The sequence below is a fragment of the Bacteroides sp. RTP21281st1_H5_RTP21281_210402 genome, from assembly GCF_040918965.1.
Taxonomy (GTDB): domain Bacteria; phylum Bacteroidota; class Bacteroidia; order Bacteroidales; family Bacteroidaceae; genus Bacteroides; species Bacteroides congonensis.
Window position 1 is genome coordinate 648,236 of the sequence record NZ_JBCOWR010000001.1, and the last position, 25,340, is coordinate 673,575.

Annotated in this window: 26 protein-coding genes; 15 read left to right on the top strand and 11 right to left on the bottom strand. The window is 50.0% G+C overall.

The genetic code is table 11. The features are described 5' to 3' along the window. Positions 1-177: 177 nt before the first annotated feature. The 6 genes from AB5443_RS02565 to mobA form a co-directional block, all read right to left on the bottom strand. Complete coding sequence (locus tag AB5443_RS02565) at positions 178-2,265, bottom strand: DNA topoisomerase 3 (RefSeq protein WP_368113146.1); 2,088 nt, start codon at positions 2,263-2,265, stop codon at positions 178-180. A gap of 26 nt (positions 2,266-2,291) precedes the next feature. After that, positions 2,292-3,596 (bottom strand): DUF4099 domain-containing protein, encoded by a 1,305-nt coding sequence (locus AB5443_RS02570; protein WP_368113148.1) that lies wholly within the window; start codon positions 3,594-3,596, stop codon positions 2,292-2,294. 295 nt (positions 3,597-3,891) lie between these two features. After that, entirely contained in the window at positions 3,892-5,238 is a 1,347-nt protein-coding gene (locus AB5443_RS02575; RefSeq protein ID WP_368113149.1) for an RNA-binding domain-containing protein, read from the bottom strand. A gap of 58 nt (positions 5,239-5,296) precedes the next feature. Further along, positions 5,297-7,306, bottom strand: coding sequence for a conjugal transfer protein MobC (mobC, locus tag AB5443_RS02580; RefSeq protein ID WP_059026292.1), 2,010 nt, complete (start codon positions 7,304-7,306; stop codon positions 5,297-5,299). Between the two features lie 18 nt (positions 7,307-7,324). Further along, complete coding sequence (gene mobB, locus AB5443_RS02585; RefSeq protein WP_368113151.1) at positions 7,325-8,593, bottom strand: conjugal transfer protein MobB; 1,269 nt, start codon at positions 8,591-8,593, stop codon at positions 7,325-7,327. Then, on the bottom strand, positions 8,578-9,000 hold the full coding sequence (gene mobA, locus AB5443_RS02590; RefSeq protein ID WP_032535946.1) for a conjugal transfer protein MobA: 423 nt from the start codon (positions 8,998-9,000) through the stop codon (positions 8,578-8,580). Before mobA ends, mobB begins: the two co-directional genes overlap by 16 nt. A 560-nt stretch (positions 9,001-9,560) precedes the next feature. Between mobA and AB5443_RS02595 the strand changes: the two genes are divergently transcribed. From AB5443_RS02595 to AB5443_RS02665, 15 genes are all read left to right on the top strand, one after another. Then, positions 9,561-10,343 carry a ParA family protein gene (locus AB5443_RS02595; RefSeq protein WP_368113152.1) on the top strand — a complete coding sequence of 261 codons (783 nt, stop codon included), beginning with the start codon at positions 9,561-9,563 and terminating at the stop codon, positions 10,341-10,343. 1 nt (position 10,344) lies between these two features. Beyond that, complete coding sequence (locus AB5443_RS02600; protein WP_368113153.1) at positions 10,345-10,773, top strand: DUF3408 domain-containing protein; 429 nt, start codon at positions 10,345-10,347, stop codon at positions 10,771-10,773. Positions 10,774-10,775: 2 nt separating this feature from the next. Next, on the top strand, positions 10,776-11,438 hold the full coding sequence (locus AB5443_RS02605) for a hypothetical protein (RefSeq protein ID WP_368113154.1): 663 nt from the start codon (positions 10,776-10,778) through the stop codon (positions 11,436-11,438). A gap of 164 nt (positions 11,439-11,602) precedes the next feature. Next, positions 11,603-11,899, top strand: a complete 297-nt coding sequence (locus tag AB5443_RS02610) for a DUF4134 domain-containing protein (RefSeq protein ID WP_004309970.1) — start codon at positions 11,603-11,605, stop codon at positions 11,897-11,899. 618 nt (positions 11,900-12,517) lie between these two features. Then, positions 12,518-14,326 carry a reverse transcriptase domain-containing protein gene (locus AB5443_RS02615; RefSeq protein WP_368113156.1) on the top strand — a complete coding sequence of 603 codons (1,809 nt, stop codon included), beginning with the start codon at positions 12,518-12,520 and terminating at the stop codon, positions 14,324-14,326. Then, positions 14,316-14,723: a DUF4133 domain-containing protein gene (locus tag AB5443_RS02620; protein ID WP_368113157.1), complete on the top strand. Its 408-nt coding sequence runs from the start codon at positions 14,316-14,318 to the stop codon at positions 14,721-14,723. The genes AB5443_RS02615 and AB5443_RS02620 overlap by 11 nt, the downstream gene beginning before the upstream one ends. Continuing rightward, a complete protein-coding gene (locus AB5443_RS02625) occupies positions 14,720-17,233 on the top strand; it encodes a TraG family conjugative transposon ATPase (RefSeq protein ID WP_368113159.1) in 2,514 nt (837 codons plus the stop codon). The genes AB5443_RS02620 and AB5443_RS02625 overlap by 4 nt, the downstream gene beginning before the upstream one ends. Positions 17,234-17,244: 11 nt before the next feature. Next, positions 17,245-17,871 carry a DUF4141 domain-containing protein gene (locus AB5443_RS02630; protein WP_007653045.1) on the top strand — a complete coding sequence of 209 codons (627 nt, stop codon included), beginning with the start codon at positions 17,245-17,247 and terminating at the stop codon, positions 17,869-17,871. Positions 17,872-17,890: 19 nt separating this feature from the next. After that, positions 17,891-18,886: a conjugative transposon protein TraJ gene (gene traJ / locus AB5443_RS02635; protein ID WP_016278348.1), complete on the top strand. Its 996-nt coding sequence runs from the start codon at positions 17,891-17,893 to the stop codon at positions 18,884-18,886. A 128-nt stretch (positions 18,887-19,014) separates the two neighbouring features. After that, positions 19,015-19,638: a conjugative transposon protein TraK gene (traK, locus tag AB5443_RS02640; protein ID WP_004309966.1), complete on the top strand. Its 624-nt coding sequence runs from the start codon at positions 19,015-19,017 to the stop codon at positions 19,636-19,638. A gap of 4 nt (positions 19,639-19,642) precedes the next feature. Next, positions 19,643-19,939, top strand: a complete 297-nt coding sequence (locus AB5443_RS02645; protein ID WP_368113161.1) for a TraL conjugative transposon family protein — start codon at positions 19,643-19,645, stop codon at positions 19,937-19,939. After that, positions 19,917-21,233: a conjugative transposon protein TraM gene (gene traM, locus AB5443_RS02650; protein WP_368113163.1), complete on the top strand. Its 1,317-nt coding sequence runs from the start codon at positions 19,917-19,919 to the stop codon at positions 21,231-21,233. Before AB5443_RS02645 ends, traM begins: the two co-directional genes overlap by 23 nt. A gap of 33 nt (positions 21,234-21,266) precedes the next feature. After that, on the top strand, positions 21,267-22,202 hold the full coding sequence (gene traN / locus AB5443_RS02655) for a conjugative transposon protein TraN (protein WP_368113165.1): 936 nt from the start codon (positions 21,267-21,269) through the stop codon (positions 22,200-22,202). 2 nt (positions 22,203-22,204) lie between these two features. Further along, positions 22,205-22,786 (top strand): conjugal transfer protein TraO, encoded by a 582-nt coding sequence (locus AB5443_RS02660; RefSeq protein WP_368113166.1) that lies wholly within the window; start codon positions 22,205-22,207, stop codon positions 22,784-22,786. A 20-nt stretch (positions 22,787-22,806) separates the two neighbouring features. Next, a complete protein-coding gene (locus AB5443_RS02665; RefSeq protein ID WP_368113168.1) occupies positions 22,807-23,250 on the top strand; it encodes a DUF3872 domain-containing protein in 444 nt (147 codons plus the stop codon). Positions 23,251-23,351: 101 nt separating this feature from the next. Here the strand turns inward: AB5443_RS02665 and AB5443_RS02670 are convergent, their stop codons facing one another. The 5 genes from AB5443_RS02670 to AB5443_RS02690 form a co-directional block, all read right to left on the bottom strand. Further along, complete coding sequence (locus AB5443_RS02670; protein ID WP_368113170.1) at positions 23,352-23,600, bottom strand: hypothetical protein; 249 nt, start codon at positions 23,598-23,600, stop codon at positions 23,352-23,354. Between the two features lie 126 nt (positions 23,601-23,726). Beyond that, positions 23,727-24,209 carry a hypothetical protein gene (locus AB5443_RS02675; protein WP_368113172.1) on the bottom strand — a complete coding sequence of 161 codons (483 nt, stop codon included), beginning with the start codon at positions 24,207-24,209 and terminating at the stop codon, positions 23,727-23,729. Positions 24,210-24,220: 11 nt separating this feature from the next. Next, complete coding sequence (locus tag AB5443_RS02680; RefSeq protein WP_100263219.1) at positions 24,221-24,442, bottom strand: DUF3873 domain-containing protein; 222 nt, start codon at positions 24,440-24,442, stop codon at positions 24,221-24,223. 19 nt (positions 24,443-24,461) lie between these two features. Next, positions 24,462-24,674 (bottom strand): hypothetical protein, encoded by a 213-nt coding sequence (locus AB5443_RS02685; protein WP_195449626.1) that lies wholly within the window; start codon positions 24,672-24,674, stop codon positions 24,462-24,464. A gap of 52 nt (positions 24,675-24,726) precedes the next feature. Further along, the gene (locus AB5443_RS02690) at positions 24,727-25,260 is read right to left on the bottom strand and encodes an antirestriction protein ArdA (RefSeq protein WP_368113174.1); all 534 of its coding nucleotides are present in this window, start codon (positions 25,258-25,260) and stop codon (positions 24,727-24,729) included. Between the last annotated feature and the right edge of the window lie 80 nt (positions 25,261-25,340).

The window sequence follows — 25,340 nt, forward strand, 5'->3', positions numbered from 1 at the left end:
CAAGACAGTAAGATAGTTACAAAAAGGTAACTCTTTTTGTATATTAGGAAGTTATAACAGAAAAAATTGAAAAGTTTTTTGAAAATGCGCCCGGTTCCCGCCGGGCGCAACCACTAAAATTTCAATTATTATAAGTTGCAAAACCTATCACAATGAAATTTCAGTAGCAAAGATAGGCTATTTCTTTGGTTTCGCTTTCTTTTCGGGGAATGAAAAACCGACATTGAACTGTTCGTCCAGCACAAGCGAAGCATCGAAAGCCTTGCCGTTCTTGCCCTTGAAGCCCTTGATTAGCCCGGTCTTGCGTTTCGTCACCAGTTCGACAATCTGTTTGTCGGTCAGTTGCTTGTCGCACTTGTTGCGGAATATGGTAAGCGTGCAGTCCACGTTGGAACACTTCGCCACTTTCGGGTAGAACAGGATGCGCCCGCTGCCGCATTTCGGGCAGGGGCAGGTTTCACCAGTAGCGACAGATAGCTGCACCGATAGCAGTTCTGCGGTAATTTGCGTTGCGTACACCTCGATGCCCTTCCGGAACGTGTCGGCATCCATGCTTCCCGCTTCTATCTTGGAAAGGGCGGTTTCCCACATGCCCGTCATTTCGACATCGGCAATCTTCTTGTCTTTGACTATCTTGTAAACGGCAAGCCCCTTGTCGGTGGGTACAAGGTTCTTCTTCTCACGCACGATGTACTGGCGGGCGAACAGTGTTTCGATAATCGCCGCACGGGTGGCGGGCGTGCCTATCCCGGCATCTTTCAGGCTGGCTTTCAGTTCGGCATCTTCCAGTTCCTTTCCGACGTTCTCCATTGCGGCAAGCAGGCTGCTTTCCGTGTGCAGCGGTTTCGGCTTGGTCTGCTTCTCCAACAGTTCCACGTTGGAAATCGGCAGGCTTTCGCCCTCTTGGAGTGGCGGTAAGCTGGCGGCTTCTTCATCCCCGCCCGTTTCCTGCTCGCCGAACACGGCACGCCACCCGGTTACTTTCATCACAGACCCTTTTACCGTGAAATCGGTATCTCCCGCCGATAACACGGCGGTGGTAACGTCTTTCACGCACTTGCCCGAAAAGGCTTCCAGCATACGCCCGGCTACCAGCTCGTAAACCGCCCGCTCGTCTTTGGTTAGTTCGCCGGGCAGGTTCTCGGTAATGATTAAGGCATGGTGGTCGGTCACTTTGCCGTCATTCACGCTGCGGCGGTTCAGGGGTGTGCCGTCCAGCCCAGCGGCATACCCGGCAAAGCGGGGGTATTGCCCCAGCAGGGCGACACGCTCCGGCATTTCATCGAAAACGTCCTCCGATATATAGCGGCTTCCGGTTCTCGGGTAGGACATCACTTTCTTTTCATACAGGCTTTGTGCTACGGAAAGCGTCTTGTCAGCCGAAAAGTTCAGCTTCGTGTTCGCTTCCTTTTGCAGCGTGGTAAGGTCGTACAAAAGCGGCGGTTCTTGGCTGGCTTCTTTCCTCTCGACGGATTTCACGGAAAGCCGCCCGGCATCCTTTACCCGTTGCAGGGCGGCTATGGCTTCGGGCTGTTGCTCCCACTTGGCGGTAGATTGGACGGTGAAGCTTATTCCCCCGCTGGCGGTATGGATTTTGAGTTGCCAAAACTTGGCGGGTACGAAATTCTTGTTCTCCAAATAGCGGCTGCATATCATCACGAGCGTGGGTGTCTGTACCCTGCCCAGCGAGAACACACCCTGCCCGGCGGCTACGCTCAACGCTTGGGTGGCGTTTATCCCTACCAGCCAGTCCGCTTCGCTGCGGGACTTGGCAGAGAGGTAGAGGTTATCGTAACATTCTCCCGGCTGCAAGTTATCCAGCCCCTCACGGATTGCCTTGTCGGTAAGGCTGCTTATCCACAGGCGCACAAAGGGCTTGGTACAGCCCAAATAGTTATAGATGTAGCGGTGTATCAATTCGCCCTCACGTCCGGCATCGGTGGCGACAATAATCTTGTCGCATTGGTCGAACACTTCCTTTATCACTTTCAACTGTTTCAGCACGCCGGGGTCTGCCTTGTAGCCTTTCTCCGCTTTTACCTGACGGGGGATTAACTGGAAATCGGACGGCAGTATGGGCAGGCTCTCCCTGCGGAAGTTCGCCACGCCGTAGGCTTCCGGCATGGCAAGCTGGATTAAGTGGCCGAACGCCCATGTCACCATATAACCGTTGCCGGAAAGATAACCGTCATTGCGCTGGGTCGCCCCGATGATGCGGGCGATGTCTTTTGCCACGCTGGGCTTTTCTGCTATCAATGCAATCATAATTCTTTACTTTTTAATGGTGGATATTACATTTTCATTCCTTTGGACTTCTTGGGTTTGTCCGCTTTCAGGCTCTTGTCCTGCTTCTCTTTCTGCTTGGCGGTGGGCTTGTCCTGACCCTGTTTCAACGGCTCTTTGCCCTGCTTGGTGGCTTCGTTGGTCTTGCCCTCCGAATTGACCGCTACCTGCGTCCGGCTCTCGGCAGCGGGGGTAACGTCTTTCGGCTGCACCTTGTCGGGGGATTTGCCCTGTGCGCCGGGCTGCACATGACCGTTGAACTCAACGCCCTTTCCGTCCTTTATCCCGGCTACCTGCTGCTCTGCGGGCTGTTGTCCCTGCTGCAAGAACTGGACGGCAGACCTCGGCAGGAACTCCAAGCCACGCTCCACTGCGCTGACCTGCAAATAGGCACTGCGCTTCGTACCGTCCTTGAATTGCAGGTTTTCCATTTTCACCGCTTGCCCGGCTTCAAAGGCGGCTTTCTGCTCCGAGCTGACTTGCACGTTACAGATTGTGTCGGGGCATTTCCACTTGTCAGCCCGCATATACTCCAGTTCGTGCGTGTACCTGTCCCGGCTGACGAACACGGGGATTTGCTCGCCGCTTTTCGGGTCTTTGATTCGGGCGATGCCGCCCAAGTTGCCAGTGCCTTGCAAGTTGCCCTGTTCCTGCTTGGTGAACCCGTGTTCATGGAACGGGCGTTGCAACAGTTTCTCGTCCTGCTGCACGCCGTGCAGCTTGGGTACTACCGTGCCGTCCTTTGCCTGATAGAAAGACAGCTTGACATCGGTAGGTTTGAGGTAGAAGCCGCCCACCGTCCCCGAAACGGTGTAGGTGTTGCGGGACTTGTAGCCACGCATCACCCGGTCGAAGTCCTTAGTGTTTTTCAGGGTGTCGGCGGTGATGCCGACTTTTTTCAGGTTCTCCCAGTCGATTTTTGCCGGGTCGAAGCGGTAGCCCTGCTTGAACTCGTGGAAGTCGGGCTTCGGAACTCGAAGCATTTCAGCCCGCTTGCCGCCCTCCGGTGTCGGGTTGCGGTGGTTGTCCTCGATTGCCTTTGCGTCCTGCTCCGCTTCGGAAGCCTTGACGCTGAACAGTTCCAGCCCGGAAGTGTCCTGGAACTTGCGGAAGAAATTGGAAATGAAGTTGCTGAACACATCGCTGTTCTTGTCCACCTGCATGAACTCGCCGCCGTGTGTCGGCGGCACGGTCTGCAAATTGCCCTCCTTGTCGATACCCTTAACGGCACTCACCTTTCCCTGCTGTTTATCCAAGACCAGCAGCACGTCTTTTTCCTGCCCCTCTGCGGGCGGGGTCATTCTGTTTGCCATAAATAATTGAAATTTTAGCGGTTACGGGAATAGTCCCGCCCAAAGGTAGCGACTAAATATGCTATATTTGGATAGGCAGAAAGAGGTGTCCGAATTTGTCCTGCGTTGTCTGAAATTGTCCGGGTGGGGTAATTACTGCGAGCAATATTCGCAGAATTGAAAAGGGCGAAAAAAAAGAGAGCGAAGTTAATCACTCTCTTTGGATGAGCCATTTGTGAAGCGTTTATGAAACGTTTGCTATTTTGTCAATAGGCTAATAATGAGCTATATATCAAAATTAATACTGAAATACAGCTTATTTTTGGAGCGTTTGTGAAGCGTTTGGCAAGCCTTTGATTGTGTAATAAGTGCTTTTACCAGTAACGCCCTGCATTTCCAGCCACGCTTCCATTTGTTGTAACAAACGATATGCGGTAGTCCGGTTGGTGTTCAATATTTTTTGAACGTCCGAATTGGTAACGCTTCCATTTTGGGCGGCATACTCAATAATGGGTATATACCTTTCATCCACCCGCTGTGCCAATAGCTGCGAACGTATATCGGTATAATAGGTAATCATCAGACCGCTTAACATTTCAAGTTTGGGCGGCAACAACTTGTATGCGCTGACAGCTTCCAAGATACGCTTGTAGCCACGTCCCCAGCTTTCAATATCCCCGCTTCTGAAAAAGGCGTTGGCGATTAACGGATTATAAGGAGAGGACGGATGGCTTTCAAAAAGTTTTTCAGTCGTCCAGCTTTCCGGCAACTGCCCGGCGTTCCAAAAGGTGATATGGTCGGGGAACACGCTAATCTGAATGGGTACGGCACTGGCATAGTCTTTATGTGCCACACAATTCATCAGTGACTCCCTGACAGCTTCCACCGGGAACTGCGGTGTTTCACGCCGGGAAATGCCCTCGTATGAAATGTGATAAATCAGGTATTTGGTCTTTATCAAATCCATTGCCTTATCCACCTGCTCCATTAAAGAGCCGTGAACCTCGTCTTGAAACTCCAAGTTACCCTTATCATCCCGGAAGAAACCTATCTTGATATACGCCCCGGTTACAAACCGTTCCGGGTCGGGGTGGAACAACAGCAAGGCGGCACGGGTCGGGCGGTTGGTTTGGGTGTCAATCAGCCGCAAATCGTGCAACAGGTTTTCGGTAGTATCTTTCAACACATCTTCGTCCACACGCCCGCTTCTCGCCGCTTCCTTGCGGAAACGGTTCAATGCGTTGGGGGAAAGTTCCTCTATGCCTGCCCACTCTATGGGAAACTCGTCCCAATGCCTGCCAGTACGTTGCAGGATAAAACGGTTCAACGCCGCACCTTTCAACTCCTGTTTCGTGCTGCCGCTGCGATAGTGGTACTGACCTTTGTAATTGATAGGATTGGAATAAGGCGGCACGTCAATCTCGATATATTTCAGCCCGTTTTCTTCCAGCAGGTTCACGTCCACGATGATACCCAGCACGTCACGCACTTTGTTCGGTATGTCCTCCAGCAGTTTGTCGGCATCGGCAACGCCGACTACCTTACCGTTGTCATTCATACCTATATATATCTTGCCGCCTGTGGCGTTGGCAAAGCCGCATATCCATTTCAGATACTCGTCACGCCAGCTTTCTTTCCATTCCGTATTTTGGTTTTCGTTCATAATCATTTCTTTGTCTGCAAAATTAGTAAAAATACTGTCTGTCAGGAAAGAATATCGGTTATTCTTCCTCTTTTATAAGGTGGCATAACTCCGGGTCGTTCTTAATCCGGGTTATCTCGTCCTCGACAATCTGCCGGACTTCCTGACGGATGCGGTCATAGTTGGCTTGTATCTCCTCCTGCATCCGGTCGTTGCCGTCCTTGTCGGTGAAGTCGATAATCTGCGGTAACTTCACGTAACGAGCGGTTTCCCGCTTCACCTTTTCATTGTCCACCACGATTTCACAGTGGAAAATCTTCTGTTCTATCCGTTCATCGAAATTGTCCGCCACAGCACCCACGAACATACCTTGCGTGAGGTTGGATATTTTGCTGGCGGGTATCAAACTGTCCATTTGGGTGCTTATCGAGGTGGACTTCTCCCGCTGGTTGATTGTCATGCTCTGCCGTTTCTGCAACACCTTTCCGAAACGCTCGGATAGGATTTTTGCCGTTTCACCGACTACCTGACCGCTAAACACGTTACCCACCGTATTTTGGATTACTTTGCTTTCCTTGTCCCCGTAATCACGGGTAAGCTGGCTGTAATCCTGAAAGCCTAACAGAACCGCTACCTTGTTGCTTCGGGCGGTGGCAATCAAATTGTCAAGCCCACGAAAATAAATCGTGGGCAATTCATCTATTATCACCGAACTTTTAAGCTGCCCTTTCTTGTTTATCAGCTTCACGATACGGGAATTATATAATCCCAGTGCCGCCGAATAGATATTTTGGCGGTCGGGATTGTTGCCGACAACCAAAATTTTAGGCTCTTTCGGGTTGTTGATGTCCAGCGAGAAATCATCGCCCGTCATTACCCAGTAAAGGGCGGGTGAAATCATTCTTGAAAGCGGGATTTTCGCACTTGCTATTTGACCCTGCAACTGCTCTTGTGCGTCTGATTCCCAAGCATCTACGAACGGGGAAAGGTAATTTTCCAGTTCGGGATAGCTGCGCAAAATGGTGAACACATCGGCGTATTTCTTGTTCAACAGTTCAATGGCATGGGGGAACGTGCAATACTTACCGCCTTGATAAATACGGAGATACCAAATTATAGCCGCCAAAAGAATAATCGGGCTTTCCACGAAGAAATCGCCCTGCTTGCTTATCCAAGAGCGATTGAGGTTAAGCATTATCGTGTAGCTCGCTTCATAAGCATCCGCAATGTCCGACATGAAGCTGGCGTTTATCGGGTTGCATCGGTGGCTCTTGCGTGGGTCGTCAAAATTGATAACGTAAAATTTCGGCTTGACCTTGTAGCCGTCCAAGTGGTTAAGTAAATGATTGTAAGCGATTTCCGAAAGGTCGGGAAACTTATAATCATAACAGTACATCGCAAAACCTTTCTCGATTTGCTGTTTTATATAATTATTTACTACTGCGTATGACTTCCCGCTGCCCGGCGTTCCTAACACGATACTCGCACGAAAAACGTTTACAACGTTAATATAGCCATTGTTCCACTTCTTCTTATAGTAGAACCGGGTAGGCAGATTTACCGAATACTCGTTCTCGATAAGCCTTGTTTCCTGCTGGAAACTTTCGTTTTCCGTGTTAAAGACATCATCCATGAGGTTGTTTTTCAACAACCGGGACATCCATGTACCCGCCATGAGCATACAGATATAGCCCGCCGACAGCGTGGCGATATAAAACACGGCATCCGCCGTGTGTGGCAGCGGAAGTTCCAGCAACCACCAGTTCAGGAAAAACAACACGACACCCGCCGCAAGGCTGCAATGTATCTTCGTCCATGTTATCTTTTCCTCTTTCACGCCCTTAGTGCCGATGCACGACAGGGCGAGGAACACCACCGCAAAAAGTTTCGTCCAAAGGACAGACGAGAACAGCCCGGTAGTGCGCTGGAAGTTCCACAGTATCTTGTCTATCACTTCAAAGGTCACGCCCCACTCTTTCAGGGTGGAGTAACAGAACCAGTACACGTTTATTCCCACGAATAGAATACTGACAGCCCGCATAAAGTCCATGACCCGTGCAAGCCCTCTCAAATCATCTTCCTGTTGCATGATTGTAATGTTTTTAAGTTAGTCAATGCGCCTTGTGCGCTTCTTTTTCTTCTTTCTCTTTTGGCGGACGGTGTCTTGCGGCTCGTCACCGCCTGATGCACCGCCGCCCAGCAATCCGCCGAAAGCTCCCAGCACGGAAGCCACGCCCGGAATGATGTCGGCTTTCGGCGTGAAGCCCGGCTGTTCCTGATGCGTGGATTGGTCTTGCTGCGGTGCTGACACTTCGGGCTGGTGCATCTTTCCGGTTTCGCCCGAAAAGCATTCGTCGAACACGTTCGCCGAATACTCCTTGCCCAAGCGTGAACCGTTCAGCACCACCCGGCTGTCGTGGTCGATGAACGTAACGCCATAGATGCGCCCGCTGTCATTCTGACGGAATACCACGTCAATGCCCCGCTTCCTTAACTGCTGTTCCAGTTCCCTGCGACTGCGGGCGGTCTGCATGGCAGTGGCGACAATCTTCCGGGTGCGCTCTTTCAGTTTCCCGTTCTTGATTGCTTCGCCCGATTTCTCCATTCTGCGCTGCACCGCTTCATAACCCACCGACTTGCCGATGCGGGAAGCCTTTACCGGGTTGCCCGCCTTTTCGCCCTTGTCGTTCATGGCGGAATAGACAATGCCCTGATAGGGCTTGCCGTTTATCTCGCCCTTGACTTCCTCGGCGCACACGTTGTAAGCGGCAAGCAAAGCCTTGTACTCCCCGAACGACTGGAAACGGTAGCCGTAACAAGCCGCTTTCACGGTATTACCGATTTGGTGCTTCACGTCCCCGGCTGCATAGTCCACCTTTTTAAGTTCCGGACGTTCGGCACGTTCCTTTCGCTCTGCCGGGTGCAGGTTGTATTTCCTTTCCAGTTCACGGGTGATTTGCTTGCTGCGCCGATGCTCGAACTTGTCATTCAGCGGCTTGCCGTTCTCGTCCACCCGCAACCCCACGATGTGGATATGGTGGCGGTCGATGTCGGTATGCTTGTACACCAGATAAGGCTGGTCGCCATAGCCCAATTTCCGCATATACTCCCTTGCGATGTCGGAAAGCTGCCGGTCGGTCAGCACGTCTTCCGGGTGCGGGTTTATGGAGATATGAAGTATCGGCTTCTTGGTGGATAACTGGACGGGCATCTGCATCTCAAAGCTGCGCATACACCCGCCGATAGAGAAATTCCCGTCCTCGCTCAACAGCATCCGGTTGGAGAAAAGCACCTTTGCTTCCTCGCTGTCCACCTTGTTTTGGTTGTAAGCCAGTGCGCCGAACATATTGCCGCCCGTGCTTATTTTGGCAACCATAATTCCTTGCACTCGTTTGTCAGGTCGATAACCTGACGGTTCAACATAGATAATTCAGTGGTCGCTTTCTCCAGTTTATAGAGAAAAGCCAGTGCCTTTTTCTCCGAAAAGTTGCTGTGCAACGCTTTTACAACTTGGTTGTAATTGACCGCCACGGCTCTAAATTGTGCATAAAATTCGGTCAGCCGGGCGCAATACTCGACTGCCGACTTGTCCACTTTCACCACCCGGAACGGTTCGCCGAACAGCCGGGCGGCGATGAAACGGGACTTGCTCGTGACGCCCGACTGCTCCCACTGCGAGAGGAAGCGGGCGTTCTCCCGGTCGTTCAGGTAAAGGACATGGCGATGCTTCGCCGGGTCTGCGAGGGCGGGGCGACCGCCCTTGTTGGTTCTTCTTGTTTCCATGCTTCTTTGGATTAAAAAATTACGACTTCGGAGTGATTTTTACCCCCGCAAGGGGCAAGGCGTTTTCAGGCACGGAAAACGGTTTTGTAGCATACAAAACACACCTTGCTATTTTCTGACGAAAATCGAAATCCGTCACGGACGGATTGGGGTTAGCGTGGAACGGTAAGCCCTGCGTCCACCAGCCCGGTTTTACACCTGCGCCCCCTGCGGTTCGTTACTCCGCTGCAAAGTAACGGTGATTTATAATGCTGTAAAATAGGCGGTTGGTGGACAAATCGGGACAGTGCAGGACAAATCGGGACAAGGTTTTCAGGGGACGTTTTTTCTCCCTTTTTTTGCATCGGATTTCAAGATTGAAAGAAAGATTGAAAGACATATTTCAATCAAGCAAGAATGATTGAAAGCATGATTTCAAGAAAACGTGATTGCAGGATTTCAATATTTCAAGAAAGAATGAAAGCAGGAAAGCAAGATTGAAATAAAACAATCTTTCAATATTTCAAGATTGCAACATGGAAAGAATGAATGATTGAAAGCAATAAATAAATCAACCAATAATGAACGAAAGCAATATGGAAAACGAGAAAACACCCCTTTATGTCGCCTTTTCCACCCAAAAGGGCGGGGTCGGCAAAACCACCTTTACCGTGCTGGCGGCGAGTTACCTCTACTACCTCAAAGGCTACGATGTGGCGGTGGTCGATTGCGACTACCCGCAACACTCCATTGCCGGGATGCGCAAGCGGGATGCCGGGCAGGTCGGGGCGGATGAAGATTACAAGCGCATGGCGTATGAACAGTTTACCCGGCTGGGGAAGAAAGCCTACCCGGTACTGTGCAGTTCGCCCGAAAAGGCGATTGCAACGGCTGACGAATATATAGCCGCCGGACACGTGCCGGATATTGTCTTTTTCGACCTGCCCGGCACGGTGAACAGCGAGGGCGTGATAAACTCCCTTGCGGGCATGGACTACATCTTCACCCCCATTTCCGCCGACAAGGTGGTGCTGGAAAGCAGCCTGTCGTTCGCAATGGCTATCCAAAAGCTATTAGTGAAGAATGAAGCCTGCCGACTTGCCGGGCTGTACCTCTTTTGGAACATGGTGGACGGGCGGGAGAAAACAGACCTTTACACCGCCTATGACAAAACCATTAAGGAACTGGAACTGCCGCTGATGAAAACCTTTATCCCCGATACCAAACGCTACAAAAAAGAACTGGTGGCGGATAAAAAGGCGGTGTTCCGCTCCACGCTCTTTCCCGCCAGCCGCCCGCTGGTAAGGGGAAGCAACTTGGAAGAACTGATAACCGAAATAGTGTACTACACCAAATTACAATGATATGGCAAAGCAAAGCGGCAGGATGCCGCAGATAGACGAGGATTTCATGAAAGAACTTATCTCGCAAGGCGTACCCGCCAAGCGGGAGAGCCAGCCAGATGATGCACCGCAGCCCGGCGGCGAAACGGGAACCGCCCACGAGGGACGGCAGACTGAAACGGTGCGGGTGGAGAAAACGACAAACCGCAGGCGCAAGGGCGGTTCGGGTGACTACCGGGAAACCTACTTTCAGAAAGTGGAACTGACCGACCGACAGCCTTTGTACGTGAGCCGCACAACCCACGAGAAGCTGATGCGTATCGTGACGGTGATAGGCGGGCGCAAGGTGACGGTAAGCAGCTACGTGGAAAACATTCTGCTGCGCCACTTCGAGCAGTACCAAGACGAGATAAACACCCTGTACGAAAGCAACTTCCAAAAGCCAGTCTAACTATGGTAATCTATTGCATACTTACCGGGCTTTTGGTGTACTATATCGCCCTATGGCTGTGGTATCGCTACACGGACAGCCGGACATCACCGGGCAGAACGGATGATGCGCCACTTCCACGAAACGGGGTTTCAGGCTACACACTGATAGGTGAAAGCCGATACAAGGGCGGACTAATCGGGACAGCGCAGGACAAATCGGGACACATCCCGCAAGCGGCTGAAAATGATACTATTTTTGCGCCGAAAGCTGACGGACAGCCGGAAGAAAACATTTCGGAAGCAGCACCCGAAGCGGAAGAAACGCCCGGTTACGAGAATGACGAACCCGACTACGAGGACGAGGAAATAGCCGGGTACATGGACGGTGACGATGATACCGGGCGGGCTACGGGCGTGAGCTTTGACGAACTGGGCAAAGCGGTACGCACGGCGAACGCCGACAACCCCACCGAAGTTGAACAACGGCAAGCCGCCGGGACGCTGGCAAGCATTGAGGGAACGAACCTCTACGATGCGGTGGTGGAGAACATCAACGGCGGGCTGGCAAAGGTGGCGGAACTGCTGGGACGCAACGAAGCGGAACTGGCTACGGCTGCTGTCCCTGCCGAAGCTGGCAATACAAGCAAGGAACACGAAGCGTTCGACATGAACGATTTCCTGTAATATAATAATGTGTAACAATATGAAGCAACGTGACTACGGTTGATTGGCAACCTGAAAACCAAACAGACAAACGGGACTATCCCCGACCACTAAAATTTCAAATTATTCACCAGCCGGGAAAGGCGGACTTCCCACCCGCCGCCCGGCATAAAAAACAAATCACAATGAGAAAGAAAATCTTTTTGTCGGCGGCTATCCTTGCCGCTGCGGTAAGTGCCTACGCACAGGGCAACGGGCAGGCGGGCATCACCGAAGCCACGAACCTAATCACAGGGTATTTCGACCCCGGAACAAAACTGGTGTACGCAATCGGGGCGGTCTGCGGCTTGATTGGAGGGGTAAAAGTATATAACAAATTTTCGAGCGGCGACCCCGACACCTCAAAGACTGCCGCCAGTTGGTTCGGGGCGTGCATCTTTTTAATTGTCGCCGCCACTATCCTGCGGTCGTTCTTCCTCTAAACCAACGGCTATGTCTGAATATCCGGTAAACAGGGGTATCGGGAAGCCGGTGGAGTTCAAGGGTGCGCCCGTAGAGGTTCTTTGGCAAATACGTCAATAGCAAGACGTTAGGCGAGTGTTCGATAGCCTATCATCAATCGGCTTATCTGAAAGGGAAACCGGACAGGGAGTGTAGCATGCCGATAAACTGATAAGTCATATAACTACCAATATGCGACTGAATCAGGAGATGAAACGATAGATATGAGGATAAAGTCTGGATTGATTGAACGATAGTCCAAGCGGTATAACTCGGAACTGTGGCGGAAGGTAGTTATTAACGCCATACTGTAACACTTTTAGTTCCTCCTTTGAGAATTGGAAGCAGAACAGGTTACAGCGCGACTGCAATAAGCAGTAAAGGACGAAAGTCGTATCCGACAATCTATCAAAGCTATGTTGCCATAGAGCTAAACGGGGATTACCTAAACCGGAATGCCGAAAGGCTATGAAGTTTAGCTTCTGAATATCCGGCACGGTAACGGAGCTTCCGTAGTAGTCCGAGCGAGGGAAAGCCTCGTACATGGCGAAGGGAAGCAGTTAACATCTTTAATACAATTAACGGAAAATGTGAGAGACATGAGAAGTCCAGAAAAAGTATTAAACAGTCTTTCAGAGCATAGCAAATGTTCGGATTATAGATTTGAACGGCTCTACAGGGTTCTTTACAATGCAGACATGTTTCTGCTGGCTTACAATAATATACAGAGTAAGCCCGGAAATATGACGGCAGGTTCCGACGGTAATACAATCGACGGAATGAGCCTTAAACGTATTGAAAAATTGATTGGTGCGCTTAAAAACGAATCGTACCAACCAAATCCGGCGAGAAGAACGTATATTCCAAAGAAGAACGGGAAACTACGTCCTCTCGGAATACCATCTTTCGATGATAAATTAGTGCAAGAGGTAATTAGAATGATGTTAGAAGCAATGTACGAAGAATATTTTGAAAATACATCTCACGGCTTTAGACCCAGACGAAGTTGCCATACTGCGTTAATACAAGTACAGAAAAACTTCACTGCAACCAAATGGTTTGTCGAAGGCGATATTGAGGGATTTTTCGATAACATCAACCATGATGTACTTATTGGAATCCTCAAAGAACGTATCGCTGATGAACGTTTTATTCGGTTGATTAGAAAGTTCTTAAAAGCTGGATATATCGAAGATTGGGTCTTTCATAAAACGTACAGCGGAACACCACAAGGAGGTATTATTAGTCCGATTCTGGCTAATATATACTTGGATAAACTGGATAAGTATATGAAAGAATATGCCGAAAAGTTTGATAAAGGCATAAAACGGAAAATGAACCCAGAGTACAAAAGATATTCCGGAAAAATTTGGTGGCTTGGCACAAAGCTAAAGAAAACCGAGAATGAAGTTACTCGGAAAGAACTGATTACAGCGATAAGATGTATTCAGAAAAAAAGATTGATACCCTCTGTCGATGAGATGGACGAGAATTACAAAAGGATTAAGTATGTGAGATATGCGGATGATTTTATTATCGGTGTCATTGGGAGTAAAGCAGACAGCGAAACAATCAAAGAGGATATTAAAAACTTCCTCTATGATAAGCTGAAACTTACCCTTTCAGAGAAAAAAACTTTGATAACACATGGTAATGAACATGCTAAATTCCTCGGATATGAAATCTATGTTCGGAAGTTCTCTGATATGACCAAAAGAGGTGAGAAATCTGGAAATCTGATTAAAGTGTATGGTAAAAAGGTAGTATTAGAAATGCCAATGGAAGCTATGAAGAAAAAACTTCTCTATTACGAAGTGATGAGAATTCATCAAATTGAAAATAAAGAGAAATGGAAACCGATTAGCAGGTCAAAGGTGCTTCATAATGACGACCTTGAGATATTGGACGCTTACAATGCAGAAATAGGAGGTTTTACAAACTACTATTCTATTGCTAATAACAGTTCACATCTTAACTCTTTCAAATATATCATGCAATACAGTATGTATAAGACTTTTGCAAAAAAGTACCGTATATCTGTTCGCAGAATCATAGCCAAATACCGCTATAACAAGGATTTTGCAGTATTCTATGAAAATAAGAAAGGGGAAAGGAAAATGAGAGTTTTCTTCAACGGTAGCTTTAAGCGTAAAACCACCGCAACAGTATCAAATTGTGATAATCTGGCAAACACAATTTACAATACAGCTTATACCAGTCTTACGGAACGGTTGAAAGCGAGTAAATGTGAATTATGCGGTTCAGAAGGGAATATTGAAATCCATCATGTCAAAAAACTCAAAGACCTGAAAGGCAAAAAGCCTTGGGAAATCCAAATGATTGGACGTCGGAGGAAGACATTGGCTGTCTGTATCCCTTGCCATAAAAAGATACATCATGGTGGATAGACTGAATATGTTAATGGAGAGCCGTATACATGGAGACGTGTACGTACGGTTCGGAGGCGAGTTCTTGGAAACCTACCGTAGTAATACGACAAGGCGCCGGGTACTTAGCCTACGGTTAAAAAGCCAGTACCTCTTTATCTTTTGCGGCGGCTTGCTCGCCGTCTTCGTGGTGTTCATCGTCCTGTTCATGGCAGGCGTGAACCAGTGGCTATGTATCGGTTTCATCGTGTCGGCTTCGCTGCTGCTCGTGTGGCAGACGTTCCGGCTCAACGCACGGTACGGCACGCACGGGCTGATGAAAGCAGCCGCACGCAAAAGACACCCACGCTTCATTATCAGCCGAAAGGCGATACCCCGGCTGTTCAACCACAAAAGAAGAAAGGAAGAAAGAACATGAGGAATACATTAAAGGCTACCACGCTGGAAAGGAAATTTCCACTTTTGGCGGTGGAGAACGGCTGCATCATTTCAAAAGATGCAGACATAACGGTGGCTTTCAGCGTGGAACTGCCCGAACTGTTCACCGTCACCAGTGCCGAGTACGAAGCCATACATTCGGCATGGTACAAGGCAATAAAGGTGCTGCCCGACTACTCCATAGTACACAAGCAGGACTTCTTCATCAAGGAGAACTACCAGCCCGACACGGAAAGGGACGAGCTTAGTTTCCTGTCCCGGAGTTTTGAACGGCACTTCAATGAACGCCCGTTCCTGAACCATTACTGCTACCTGTTCCTGACGAAAACGACAAGGGAGAGAAGCCGCCGACAGAGCGACTTCTCCACCCTCTGCCGGGGCAGGATTGTCCCGCAGGAGATAGCCGACAAGGAAGCGGCGGCAAAGTTCATCGAAGCGGTCGGGCAGTTCGAGCGCATCATGAACGACAGCGGGTTTGTCACGCTTACCCGGCTGGCGGCATCGGAAATCACCGGGCAGGACGGAAAGGCGGGCATCATCGAGAAATACTTCTCGCTCTCGCAAACCGACACTACCTGCCTGAAAGACATCGGGCTGTACCCGGAAGAAATGCGTGTCGGGGACGATATACTGTGCCTGCACACGCTTTCGGACGTGGAAGATTTGCCCGGAAAGGTCGGGACGGACTGCCGATTTGAGAAGCTGTCCACTGACCGGAGCGACTGCCGACTATCATTCGCCGCTCCGGTGGGCGTGCTATTGTCGTGTAACCACGTCTATAACCAGTTCATCTTCATAGACGACCACGCCGAAAACCTGAAGAACTTCGAGCAGACCGCCCGGAATATGCAATCGCTCTCCCGCTACTCCCGTGCCAACCAAGTGAACAAGGAGTGGATAGACGAGTACCTGAACGAAGCGCATAGCAAGGGGCTTATCTCGGTGCGTTGCCACTGCAACGTCATGGCATGGAGCGATGACCGGGAAGAACTCAAACGCATACGCAACGATGTGGGAAGCCAGCTTGCACTAATGGAGTGCAAGCCACGCCACAACACGGTCGATACGCCAACGCTCTTTTGGGCGGGCATACCCGGCAACGAGGCGGATTTCCCCGCAGAGGAAAGTTTCTACACGTTCTTGGGGCAGGCTCTCTGCCTGTTCGTGGAAGAAACGAACTACAAGAGTTCGCTTTCGCCGTTCGGCATCAAAATGGTGGACAGGGTAAGCGGTCGCCCGCTGCACATCGACATATCGGATTTGCCCATGAAGAAAGGCATCACCACCAACCGCAACAAGTTTATACTTGGGCCGAGTGGTAGCGGGAAGTCTTTCTTCACCAACCACATGGTGCGCCAGTATTACGAGCAGGGTGCGCACGTGCTATTAGTAGATACGGGTAACAGTTACTTGGGGCTGTCCCAGCTTATCCACAACCGCACGCACGGCGAGGACGGGATTTATTTCACCTACACCAACGAGAACCCGATAGCGTTCAACCCGTTCTATGTCGAAGACGGGGTATTTGACATCGAGAAGAAAGAGAGTATCAAGACGCTTATCCTTACTTTATGGAAGCGGGACGATGAAGCCCCCAAGCGGTCGGAAGAAGTGGCGTTGTCCAATGCGGTAAGTGCCTATATCGAACGTATCACGGGGGACAAATCGGTAACGCCCTGTTTCAACACGTTCTACGAGTTTGTCCGGGATGATTACCGCCGACACCTTGAACAGAAGAACGTCAGGGAAAAGGATTTTGACATTGACAATTTCCTGAACGTGCTTGAACCGTACTATCGTGGCGGTGAATACGACTACCTGCTGAACTCCGACAAGGAGCTGGATTTGCTGCATAAACGCTTCATTGTCTTTGAATTGGATAATATCAAAGACCACAAGATTTTATTCCCGATAACGACTATCATCATCATGGAAGCGTTCATCAACAAGATGCGCAAGTTAAAGGGTATAAGAAAGTTAATACTAATCGAGGAAGCGTGGAAAGCGATTGCATCGGCAAACATGGCGGACTACATAAAATATTTGTACAAAACCGTCAGGAAGTATTTCGGGGAAGCGATTGTGGTAACGCAGGAAGTGGAAGATATTATTTCCTCGCCCATAGTGAAAGAGAGTATCATCAACAACTCCGATTGCAAAATCCTGTTAGACCAGCGAAAATATCTCAACAAGTTCGACAGCATACAAAACCTGCTCGGACTGACCGACAAGGAGCGTTCGCAAATATTGTCTATCAACATGGCGAACCACCCCGGACGGAAGTACAAGGAAGTTTTCTTCTCGCTGGGCGGCACGCAGTCGGCGGTATATGCCACGGAAGTTTCGTTGGAAGAATATTACACGTTCACGACAGAGGAAAGCGAGAAAATGGAACTGTTCGCCCTCGCCGAGAAGCTGGGCGGCAACCTTGAACTGGCTATCAAGCGGCTTGCGGAAAGCAAACGTAATCCCCAATCATCAACAACTTAAAAATTAGGAACATGAAGAAAACAATTCTCCTTATGGCGGTATGCCTTTGCTTCATCGGCAAGGCATCCGCACAGTGGGTGGTGTCAGACCCCGGCAACTTGGCACAGGGTATCATCAACACCACCAAGCAGATAGTGCAGACTTCCACCACTGCCAAGAACACGCTGGACGGCTTCATGGAAGCGCAGAAGATTTTCCAGCAGGGTAAAAAATATTACGATGCGCTCAAAGCGGTGCATGACGTGGTAAAGGGCGGTGTCAAGGTGAAGAAGTCCATTGAACTGGTGGCGGAAATCTCCGAAATCTACGTGCGCAACTTCCAAAACATGCTGGCAGACCCGAATTTCACGCCTGACGAACTTTCCGCAATATCGTTCGGCTATGCCAAACTGATGTCGGAAAGCTCGGACGTGTTGCAGGACTTGAAAAATGTAGTGAACATCACGGGTATGTCGCTGACGGATGCCGAACGGCTGGCAATCATCGACAACGCTTATCGAAGTTTGCTTAACTACCGCAACCTCGTGAACTACTACACCCGCAAGAACATATCCGTGTCCTACCTGCGGGCAAAGAAGAAAAACGACACCGACCGGGTGCTGGCTCTCTACGGCTCGGCGGATGAACGCTACTGGTAACATATAAATCGGTATGCCTATGTTATTAGCAGCAGTGGATTTTGACAACCTGCACCAAGTGTTGCGGGTGCTGTACGATGAAATGATGCCCTTGTGCAGCAACATGACGGGGGTAGCCAAAGGGATAGCCGGGCTGGGTGCGCTGTTCTATGTAGCCGCCAAAGTGTGGCAGTCGCTCGCACGTGCCGAACCCATAGACGTGTACCCGCTCCTGCGCCCTTTTGCGCTGGGGCTGTGCATCATGTTTTTTCCAACTTTCGTGTTGGGGACTATCAACACGGTGCTGTCGCCAGTGGTGAAAGGGTGCAACCAGCTTATGGAAACGCAGACTTTCGACATGAACGAGTACCGGGCGCAGAAAGACCGACTGGAATATGAAGCCCTGATGCGAAGCCCCGAAACGGCTTACCTCGCATCGGACGAGGAATTTGACCGACAACTGGAAGAACTGGGCTGGTCGCCCTCCGACATGGTGACTATGACGGGTATGTACATGGACAGGGCGGCTTACAATATCAAGAAGTCCGTCCGGGACTGGTTCAGGGAATTGTTGGAAATGCTCTTTCAGGCGGCGGGGCTGATTATAGACACGCTGCGCACGTTTTTCCTGATTGTGCTTTCGATACTGGGTCCGCTGGCGTTTGCGATTTCCGTCTATGACGGTTTCCAAAGCACGCTGACCCAGTGGATTTCACGCTATATCTCCATTTACCTGTGGTTGCCCGTATCGGACTTGTTCAGCAGCGTGCTGGCACGCATACAAACGCTGATGCTCCAAAAGGACATTCAGGAACTTTCAGACCCGAATTTCATTCCTGACGGGAGCAGCACCGTGTATGTAATCTTTATGATAATCGGCATCGTGGGTTACTTCACCATTCCCTCGGTGGCTGGCTGGGTGGTATCTGCTGGCGGTACATCGGCTTACAGCCGCAACGTTACAAGGGCAGGGGCAATCGCCGGGGCTGTGACGGGTGCGGCAACCGGGAAAGTAGCCGGGAAACTACTCAAATAAGACGGTTTCCACTCGGTAGCTACCTTGACCGTCACTTGGTAGCTACTTTGACAACCTCTTGGTAGCTGCCTTGACAAAGGGGTTGCAATAGAAAGATTTTAAAAACATTATTTAGAACATACAAGAAAATGGAATTTAAATCATTAACGAACATCGAAACGAGTTTCCGGCAAATCCGGCTCTTTGCACTGGTATTCATCTGCCTGTGCGCACTGGTGACGGGCTTTGCCGTGTGGAACTCGTACAGCTTCGCCGAAAAGCAGCGGCAGAAGATATACGTCCTCGACAACGGCAAAAGCCTGATGCTGGCACTCTCGCAGGACATGGCACAGAACAGACCCGTTGAAGCCAAATCGCACGTGCGGCGTTTCCACGAACTTTTCTTCACGTTATCGCCCGACAAGGGGGCTATCGAAAGCAACATCAAACGCTCGCTGTTCCTCGCCGATAAGACCGCTTTCAACTATTACAAGGACTTGGCGGAAAAGGGCTACTACAACCGGGTGATTTCCGGAAACGTCACGCAGACGGTGGAGATTGACAGCGTGAAGTGCGACTTCGACCAGTACCCCTACAAGGTGAACACGTATGCCCGCCAGTTGATTGTCCGGGAAAGCAGCCTGACGGTCAGAAGCCTTGTGACCTCGTGCCGGTTGCTCAATGCCACACGGAGCGACAACAACCCGCACGGCTTCATCATCGAAGCGTTCACCATTACCGAGAACAAGGATTTGCAAACCGTCAAGAGATAGCCTTATGGAGAGAAAACGAAATTACATCGAAAAGGTGCAGGACTGGGCGGACGACCGACTGCGCCGAATGTGCGGACGGATTACGCCGGGCAAAAGGCTGGCGGTTATCCTCGTGATGTTCTTCTTTTTCGGCGGCTTGTCTATCTACATCACCGTTTCATCAATATACAATATCGGGAAACGGGACGGCAGGCGGCTGCAAATAGAACATATCAAACAACTGTCATTGCAAGGCAATGACACAATCAACAGTATCAACCCCTTAAACAGACCGGAACATGGAAGAAGTACAGAAGAATGAGAACGGCACGACCGTGCCGCAGACGGACGGGAAGCCTGAAAAGGAAAAGAAGCCCAAACGGGAACTGACACCCCAACAGGTACAGCAGCGCAGGAAAATGATAGTCTTCCCGCTGATGTTCCTTGCCTTTGCCGGGTGCATGTACCTGATATTCGCCCCCTCCGGCAAAGAGGACGTGAACATGGAAAGCGTGGGCGGCTTCAACGCCGACATACCCCTGCCCGCAGAGGACGAGATTATAGCCGACAAGCAAAAGGCATACGAACAAGCGATGATAAGCCGCAAACAACAGGACAAGATACAATCCTTGCAGGACTTCGGTTTCACGGGGGACGATGAAACGGAAGAACCGCAAGCGGAAATCGACCTGATGCCAGAAGAAGATGTGCATCCCCAAAGGGGCGGCGGTGTTTCTTCGGCAAACGCTTACCGGGACATCAACCGCCAGTTAAGCACGTTCTACGAAACGCCCCCTGTGGACGAGGAAAAAGAGGACTTGAAGCGGCAGGTGGCGGAACTGACCGACAGACTACAACAACAGCAGAACGCCACGCCTACGGCTGACGACCAAATGACACTCTTGGAAAAGTCTTACGAACTGGCGGCAAAGTACATGAACAGCGGGCAGGGACAAGTCGCACAAGTCCCGGTAACGGGCGGCATTGACCGCAAGCCGGATGTGGTGGCGGTGCAGGCAATCCGGGAAACGACCGTATCGGGATTGCAGCAGCCCATGAGCGATGCCGACTTCATCCGGACTTACAGCCAGCCACGAAACTACGGCTTCAACACGGCGGTAGGCACGGGCTACGCTATGGGAAAGAACACGGTAGCCGCCTGCATCCACCAAGACCAAACCCTGACGGACGGGCAGGCGGTGAAACTCCGGCTGCTCGAACCCATGCAGGCGGGAAACATAGTCGTGCCGAAGAATACCCTTGTGGCGGGAACGGCAAAGGTGCAGGGCGAACGGCTCGACATACTGGTGTCCTCGATTGAGTATGCGGGCAACATCATCCCGGTGGAACTCGCCGTGTTCGATACGGACGGGCAAAAGGGGCTTTCCGTACCGTCCTCTATGGAGCAGGAAGCATTCAACGAAGCTATGGCGAATATCGGCAGCGGACTGGGCACAAGCATTTCCTTTGCACGGAGTGCCGGGCAGCAGGTGGCTATGGACGTGACAAGGGGGTTGCTGCAAGGAACGTCCGGCTATCTCGCCAAGAAGTTCCGAACCGTGAAAGTGAAGCTGAAAGCAGGCTATAAAGTCATGCTTTACGCCAAACAACAATAACCATTTTATCAACCACTAAAATTTCAATTAACGATGAAACAGATTTTTGTATTGTTCGCCCTCTTGCTGGGCGTGTGTGCGGCAAACGCACAGGAAACCGACACCGTGAAGTATGCGGCTGGCAACGACTTGTACCGGGGAATTACCCGGAAACTCCCGTACCGTCAAATGGTAACGCCCTACGGCGTGGAAGTGACCTTTGCCAAGACGGTGCATATCATCTTCCCCGCCGCCGTCCGATATGTCGATTTGGGAAGCAACCATATCATAGCGGGAAAGGCGGACGGTGCGGAGAACGTAATCCGAGTAAAAGCCACGACAGAGGGTTTTCCGGGAGAAACGAACTTCTCCGTCATTTGCGAGGACGGAAGTTTCTTTTCGTTCAACGCCAAATATGCACGTGAACCGGAAATGCTCAACATCGAAATGAAAGACTTCTTGGAAAATGAAGATACGTCCGACTTCTCACATACCCGCATGAACATCTATTTCCGGGAATTAGGTAATGAAAGCCCGCTGTTGGTGAAGCTGATAATGCAGAGCATCTACAAGAACAATGACCGGAAAGTGCGCCATTTGGGTAGCAAGCGTTTCGGCATACAGTTCTTAATCAAGGGGATTTACACCTATAACGGGATGCTCTACGTACACACGCAGACAAAGAACAGTTCCAACGTGCCTTTCGATACCGACTTCATCAAGTTTAAGATAGTCGATAAGAAAGTACCCAAGCGCACGGCTATTCAGGAAACGGTGCTGGATGCGGTACGCAGCTACAACGAGGTGATAGAGATTGCCGGGAAAACGACCGTGCGCACGGTGTACGCCCTACCGAAGTTCACCATTCCTGACGACAAGCTGCTGTTGGTGGAAGTCTACGAGAAGAACGGCGGGCGGCATCAGGTTATCCGGGTGGAGAACGCCGACATTGTGAACGCAGAAGTGATTAACGAACTTAAAATCAAATAGGGATGAAACGGTTTCTATTTATCGGAATACTCTTTGCGCTGTGCCTGACCTCGTTTCAGGCACACGCACAAAGATACCTGCCGGGCATGAAAGGCTTGCAGGTGACGGCGGGCATGGCGGACGGGGTGCATTGGAACGCTGGCAGTGATTTCGCCTACCACATCGGGGCGGCGTACAGCGTTTACACCAAGAACGCAAACCGCTGGGTGATTGGCGGGGAATACCTGCACAAGAAGTATGACTACAAGGATATGCAGATACCTGTAGAACAGTTCACCGCAGAGGGCGGCTATTACCTGAAATTCCTCTCGGACAGGCGCAAGACCTTTTTCCTTTCGCTGGGACTGTCGGCACTCGCCGGGTATGAAACAAGCAACCGCAGCGAAAAGCTGCTGCCGGACGGCTCTACGCTGCTTGATAAGGACTGCTTCATTTACGGGGGTGCGCTGACGCTGGAACTGGAAGCCTACCTGACCGACCGGGTGGCTCTGCTGCTGAACGCAAGGGAACGGGCGTTGTTCGGCTCGGACATAGGCAAATTCCACACGCAGGTATCTTTGGGACTGAAATTCATTATCAACTGACCGCTATATAATAATGTAATATGAAGAATGTAATGTATAAAATCATCATGGGCTGCTACATCGTGGCCGCCCTCGTGCTTGCTACCGCCTGTAATGACAACTTGGATATTCAGCAGGCGTACCCGTTCAGCATCGAAACGCTGCCAGTACCCAAAAGGCTGAAAGTCGGGGAAACCGCCGAAATACGCTGCCAACTGGTGCGTGGCGGCTATTACCAGCCGACTACCTATCAGATACGGTATTTCCAGCCGGACGGCAAAGGGAAGCTGGAAATGGATAACGGTACGGTGTTCCTGCCCAATGACCTGTACCCGCTGGAGAAAGAAACGTTCAGGCTCTACTACACATCGGCATCGACAGACCAGCAGACGATAGACATTTATGTAATTGACAGCTTCGGACAGATGCAGCAACTTACACTATCATTTAATAATGACAACGGCAAGGATGAAGAACCGGAATGATTATGTGGGTATTCATCAGAATTAATAAAGAATTGATATGTGAAGTTGTAAAAGTATATTCAATAGCCCACTGGCATTTTAGTGGGCTATTGAATAATAAGTTAATTTCCTTTATTCCTGCTAAGATAAGACCTTAGCGCATTCTTGATGTGTTTTTCAGGATTTTGCATTGGATGCGTCTTTCCCGGTTTCGTTTTACGTTCTTGAGCTAAAAATTTCTTTCTACATTTTTCATAATCTTCAGGGTACATTTCCACAAACCGGGTATAAAAATCATCTTCAGAATAATCTTCTTGAAGTGTATCAATAACCGATTTTACTTTCTCATCAACTTTCAATATAACGCTCATAACTTTCTTATTTTAAATCTTTTGCAAAAATAATATTTTTATTTCTAATTATAAAGTTTCTTTGCTATTTTCCTTTCTCGGCACTCACGGAAGAAAGTAACGGCGGCAAACAGCCGCCGTTATCTATCAACTGGTTTTAAGGCTCTTTATGGACGTGTATTTCTCTAACCACACCTTTACCTGTTCCATGTTGTATTCGCCCGTTATGACCGCCGTATGGTCGTTTATGGCTACAAACCGGACACTTTCATAACTGTTTACCCAGCCTTGCAGGGAACAGACACCCCACGTTGCAACATCTTCAAAAACACTGCGGTCTATTTGGCTGATTGGCTCGCCGAAAACTACCGTCATTATCTGAAAATCCGGTTTGTCCTCCAACAGTTGCAAATGGTGCAACGTGCCGAACTCGTCAGTTTTACGCCCCCACGCCCACACATCATTATACAAATCATTGCCCCACTGGTGCGGGTGGTCGAAACGGACTTTGACTGCTGTAGAATGCTGGTCGTCTTGGATGTCCTCAATACCCCCCGTTACCATTAAGCCCGTAAAAATGCACTCGCAACGCCTGCCGATTAGCTCTTTGTTTACTTCTGTCGTTTTCATGTCCTCAAAACTTACTTATTTATTACTCCGTTCTTCTTCGCTATCCACCCGTCACGCCTGCGGCGGCACTCGTCCAGCGTTTTGGCTACCGTGCTGAAAAGTTCGCCGTCCGTGTGGCGGTAGTCATATTGAAAATAAACCTGTCCCCTGAAAGCCCCTAAACGGCATTTCACGAACTTTTCTTCTCCCGGTGTTTGGGTAATGCTTACCCCGTTTTTGTTAAGTGACTGCATGATGTTCTATTTTTTATGGTTATAATATCAGTAAGAAAAGCAACGACAGGAAAAGCAGAGCCACGCCCAGCGCATAAACGGCTGAAAGGCAGACACGGAGCAGGAAACAGGTGGCACGAAATACGATATACGCCGTTATCGCCGTGCCTGCTCCGGCTACGCTGGTGAACCGCCATGCAAGGCAGAACAGCAACACCCGCCAAAGGATTTTATAAATGCTTTTACGTTTCATCGCTTGGTTGTTTTTAGCGGGCAGGGCTTTGACACCCCGCCCGAATTGGTTGTTATGCCGCACGGAACACAAAACCGTCATCAAACCAGTAATCGCACATAAACAGGTCACGGGCGAACTTTTCATAATCGAAATAGGTCTTTGCGAACTCCGGCAGGTCGTAACATTCCTCGATAATTTCATAGGCGAAATCTTCTTCATCGTCATATTGTCCCCGATACTCGTCCCGGAAATCACGTATAAGGTCGTCCGCATCTTCCTCGCTCAAATCATGGCTTTTGTAGTTGCACCACACGAAAAAGGCTTCCTGCTCGGTGTCGTCCAAATCCTCTACCGCATCACGCAGGGCAAAGAAGTTTTCAGAAATCCAGCTTTCGCCGATTAAGCCCTCCGGCACGTTCTCCCAGTCCTGAAACATATATTCCGCATCTTCCTCGTCCTTGTGAAGTTCCCGGCAGGCTTCGTAAAATTCTTCCTTGTCCGAATAGTCCGAAAGGTCGAGCCATGCGCCGGACAATGAACCGTTGTTATACTTGGCGTAAGTGCCTACATAAACTTTTGCTTCCGATAATACCTTTGCTTCCATATTGTTGTAATTTTTAAGTTTTTGATTTTATGCGGATTTGAGAGGTGAGGGAGTTGAAGTTTCACTGAACTTTTTTCCTG

Coding starts and splice junctions, on each gene's coding strand:
- AB5443_RS02565 (WP_368113146.1), bottom strand. CDS start 2,265: ATGATTGCATTGATAGCAGAAAAGCCCAGCGTGGCAAAAGACATCGCC.
- AB5443_RS02570 (WP_368113148.1), bottom strand. CDS start 3,596: ATGGCAAACAGAATGACCCCGCCCGCAGAGGGGCAGGAAAAAGACGTG.
- AB5443_RS02575 (WP_368113149.1), bottom strand. CDS start 5,238: ATGAACGAAAACCAAAATACGGAATGGAAAGAAAGCTGGCGTGACGAG.
- mobC (WP_059026292.1), bottom strand. CDS start 7,306: ATGCAACAGGAAGATGATTTGAGAGGGCTTGCACGGGTCATGGACTTT.
- mobB (WP_368113151.1), bottom strand. CDS start 8,593: ATGGTTGCCAAAATAAGCACGGGCGGCAATATGTTCGGCGCACTGGCT.
- mobA (WP_032535946.1), bottom strand. CDS start 9,000: ATGGAAACAAGAAGAACCAACAAGGGCGGTCGCCCCGCCCTCGCAGAC.
- AB5443_RS02595 (WP_368113152.1), top strand. CDS start 9,561: ATGAACGAAAGCAATATGGAAAACGAGAAAACACCCCTTTATGTCGCC.
- AB5443_RS02600 (WP_368113153.1), top strand. CDS start 10,345: ATGGCAAAGCAAAGCGGCAGGATGCCGCAGATAGACGAGGATTTCATG.
- AB5443_RS02605 (WP_368113154.1), top strand. CDS start 10,776: ATGGTAATCTATTGCATACTTACCGGGCTTTTGGTGTACTATATCGCC.
- AB5443_RS02610 (WP_004309970.1), top strand. CDS start 11,603: ATGAGAAAGAAAATCTTTTTGTCGGCGGCTATCCTTGCCGCTGCGGTA.
- AB5443_RS02615 (WP_368113156.1), top strand. CDS start 12,518: ATGAGAAGTCCAGAAAAAGTATTAAACAGTCTTTCAGAGCATAGCAAA.
- AB5443_RS02620 (WP_368113157.1), top strand. CDS start 14,316: ATGGTGGATAGACTGAATATGTTAATGGAGAGCCGTATACATGGAGAC.
- AB5443_RS02625 (WP_368113159.1), top strand. CDS start 14,720: ATGAGGAATACATTAAAGGCTACCACGCTGGAAAGGAAATTTCCACTT.
- AB5443_RS02630 (WP_007653045.1), top strand. CDS start 17,245: ATGAAGAAAACAATTCTCCTTATGGCGGTATGCCTTTGCTTCATCGGC.
- traJ (WP_016278348.1), top strand. CDS start 17,891: ATGTTATTAGCAGCAGTGGATTTTGACAACCTGCACCAAGTGTTGCGG.
- traK (WP_004309966.1), top strand. CDS start 19,015: ATGGAATTTAAATCATTAACGAACATCGAAACGAGTTTCCGGCAAATC.
- AB5443_RS02645 (WP_368113161.1), top strand. CDS start 19,643: ATGGAGAGAAAACGAAATTACATCGAAAAGGTGCAGGACTGGGCGGAC.
- traM (WP_368113163.1), top strand. CDS start 19,917: ATGGAAGAAGTACAGAAGAATGAGAACGGCACGACCGTGCCGCAGACG.
- traN (WP_368113165.1), top strand. CDS start 21,267: ATGAAACAGATTTTTGTATTGTTCGCCCTCTTGCTGGGCGTGTGTGCG.
- AB5443_RS02660 (WP_368113166.1), top strand. CDS start 22,205: ATGAAACGGTTTCTATTTATCGGAATACTCTTTGCGCTGTGCCTGACC.
- AB5443_RS02665 (WP_368113168.1), top strand. CDS start 22,807: ATGAAGAATGTAATGTATAAAATCATCATGGGCTGCTACATCGTGGCC.
- AB5443_RS02670 (WP_368113170.1), bottom strand. CDS start 23,600: ATGAGCGTTATATTGAAAGTTGATGAGAAAGTAAAATCGGTTATTGAT.
- AB5443_RS02675 (WP_368113172.1), bottom strand. CDS start 24,209: ATGAAAACGACAGAAGTAAACAAAGAGCTAATCGGCAGGCGTTGCGAG.
- AB5443_RS02680 (WP_100263219.1), bottom strand. CDS start 24,442: ATGCAGTCACTTAACAAAAACGGGGTAAGCATTACCCAAACACCGGGA.
- AB5443_RS02685 (WP_195449626.1), bottom strand. CDS start 24,674: ATGAAACGTAAAAGCATTTATAAAATCCTTTGGCGGGTGTTGCTGTTC.
- AB5443_RS02690 (WP_368113174.1), bottom strand. CDS start 25,260: ATGGAAGCAAAGGTATTATCGGAAGCAAAAGTTTATGTAGGCACTTAC.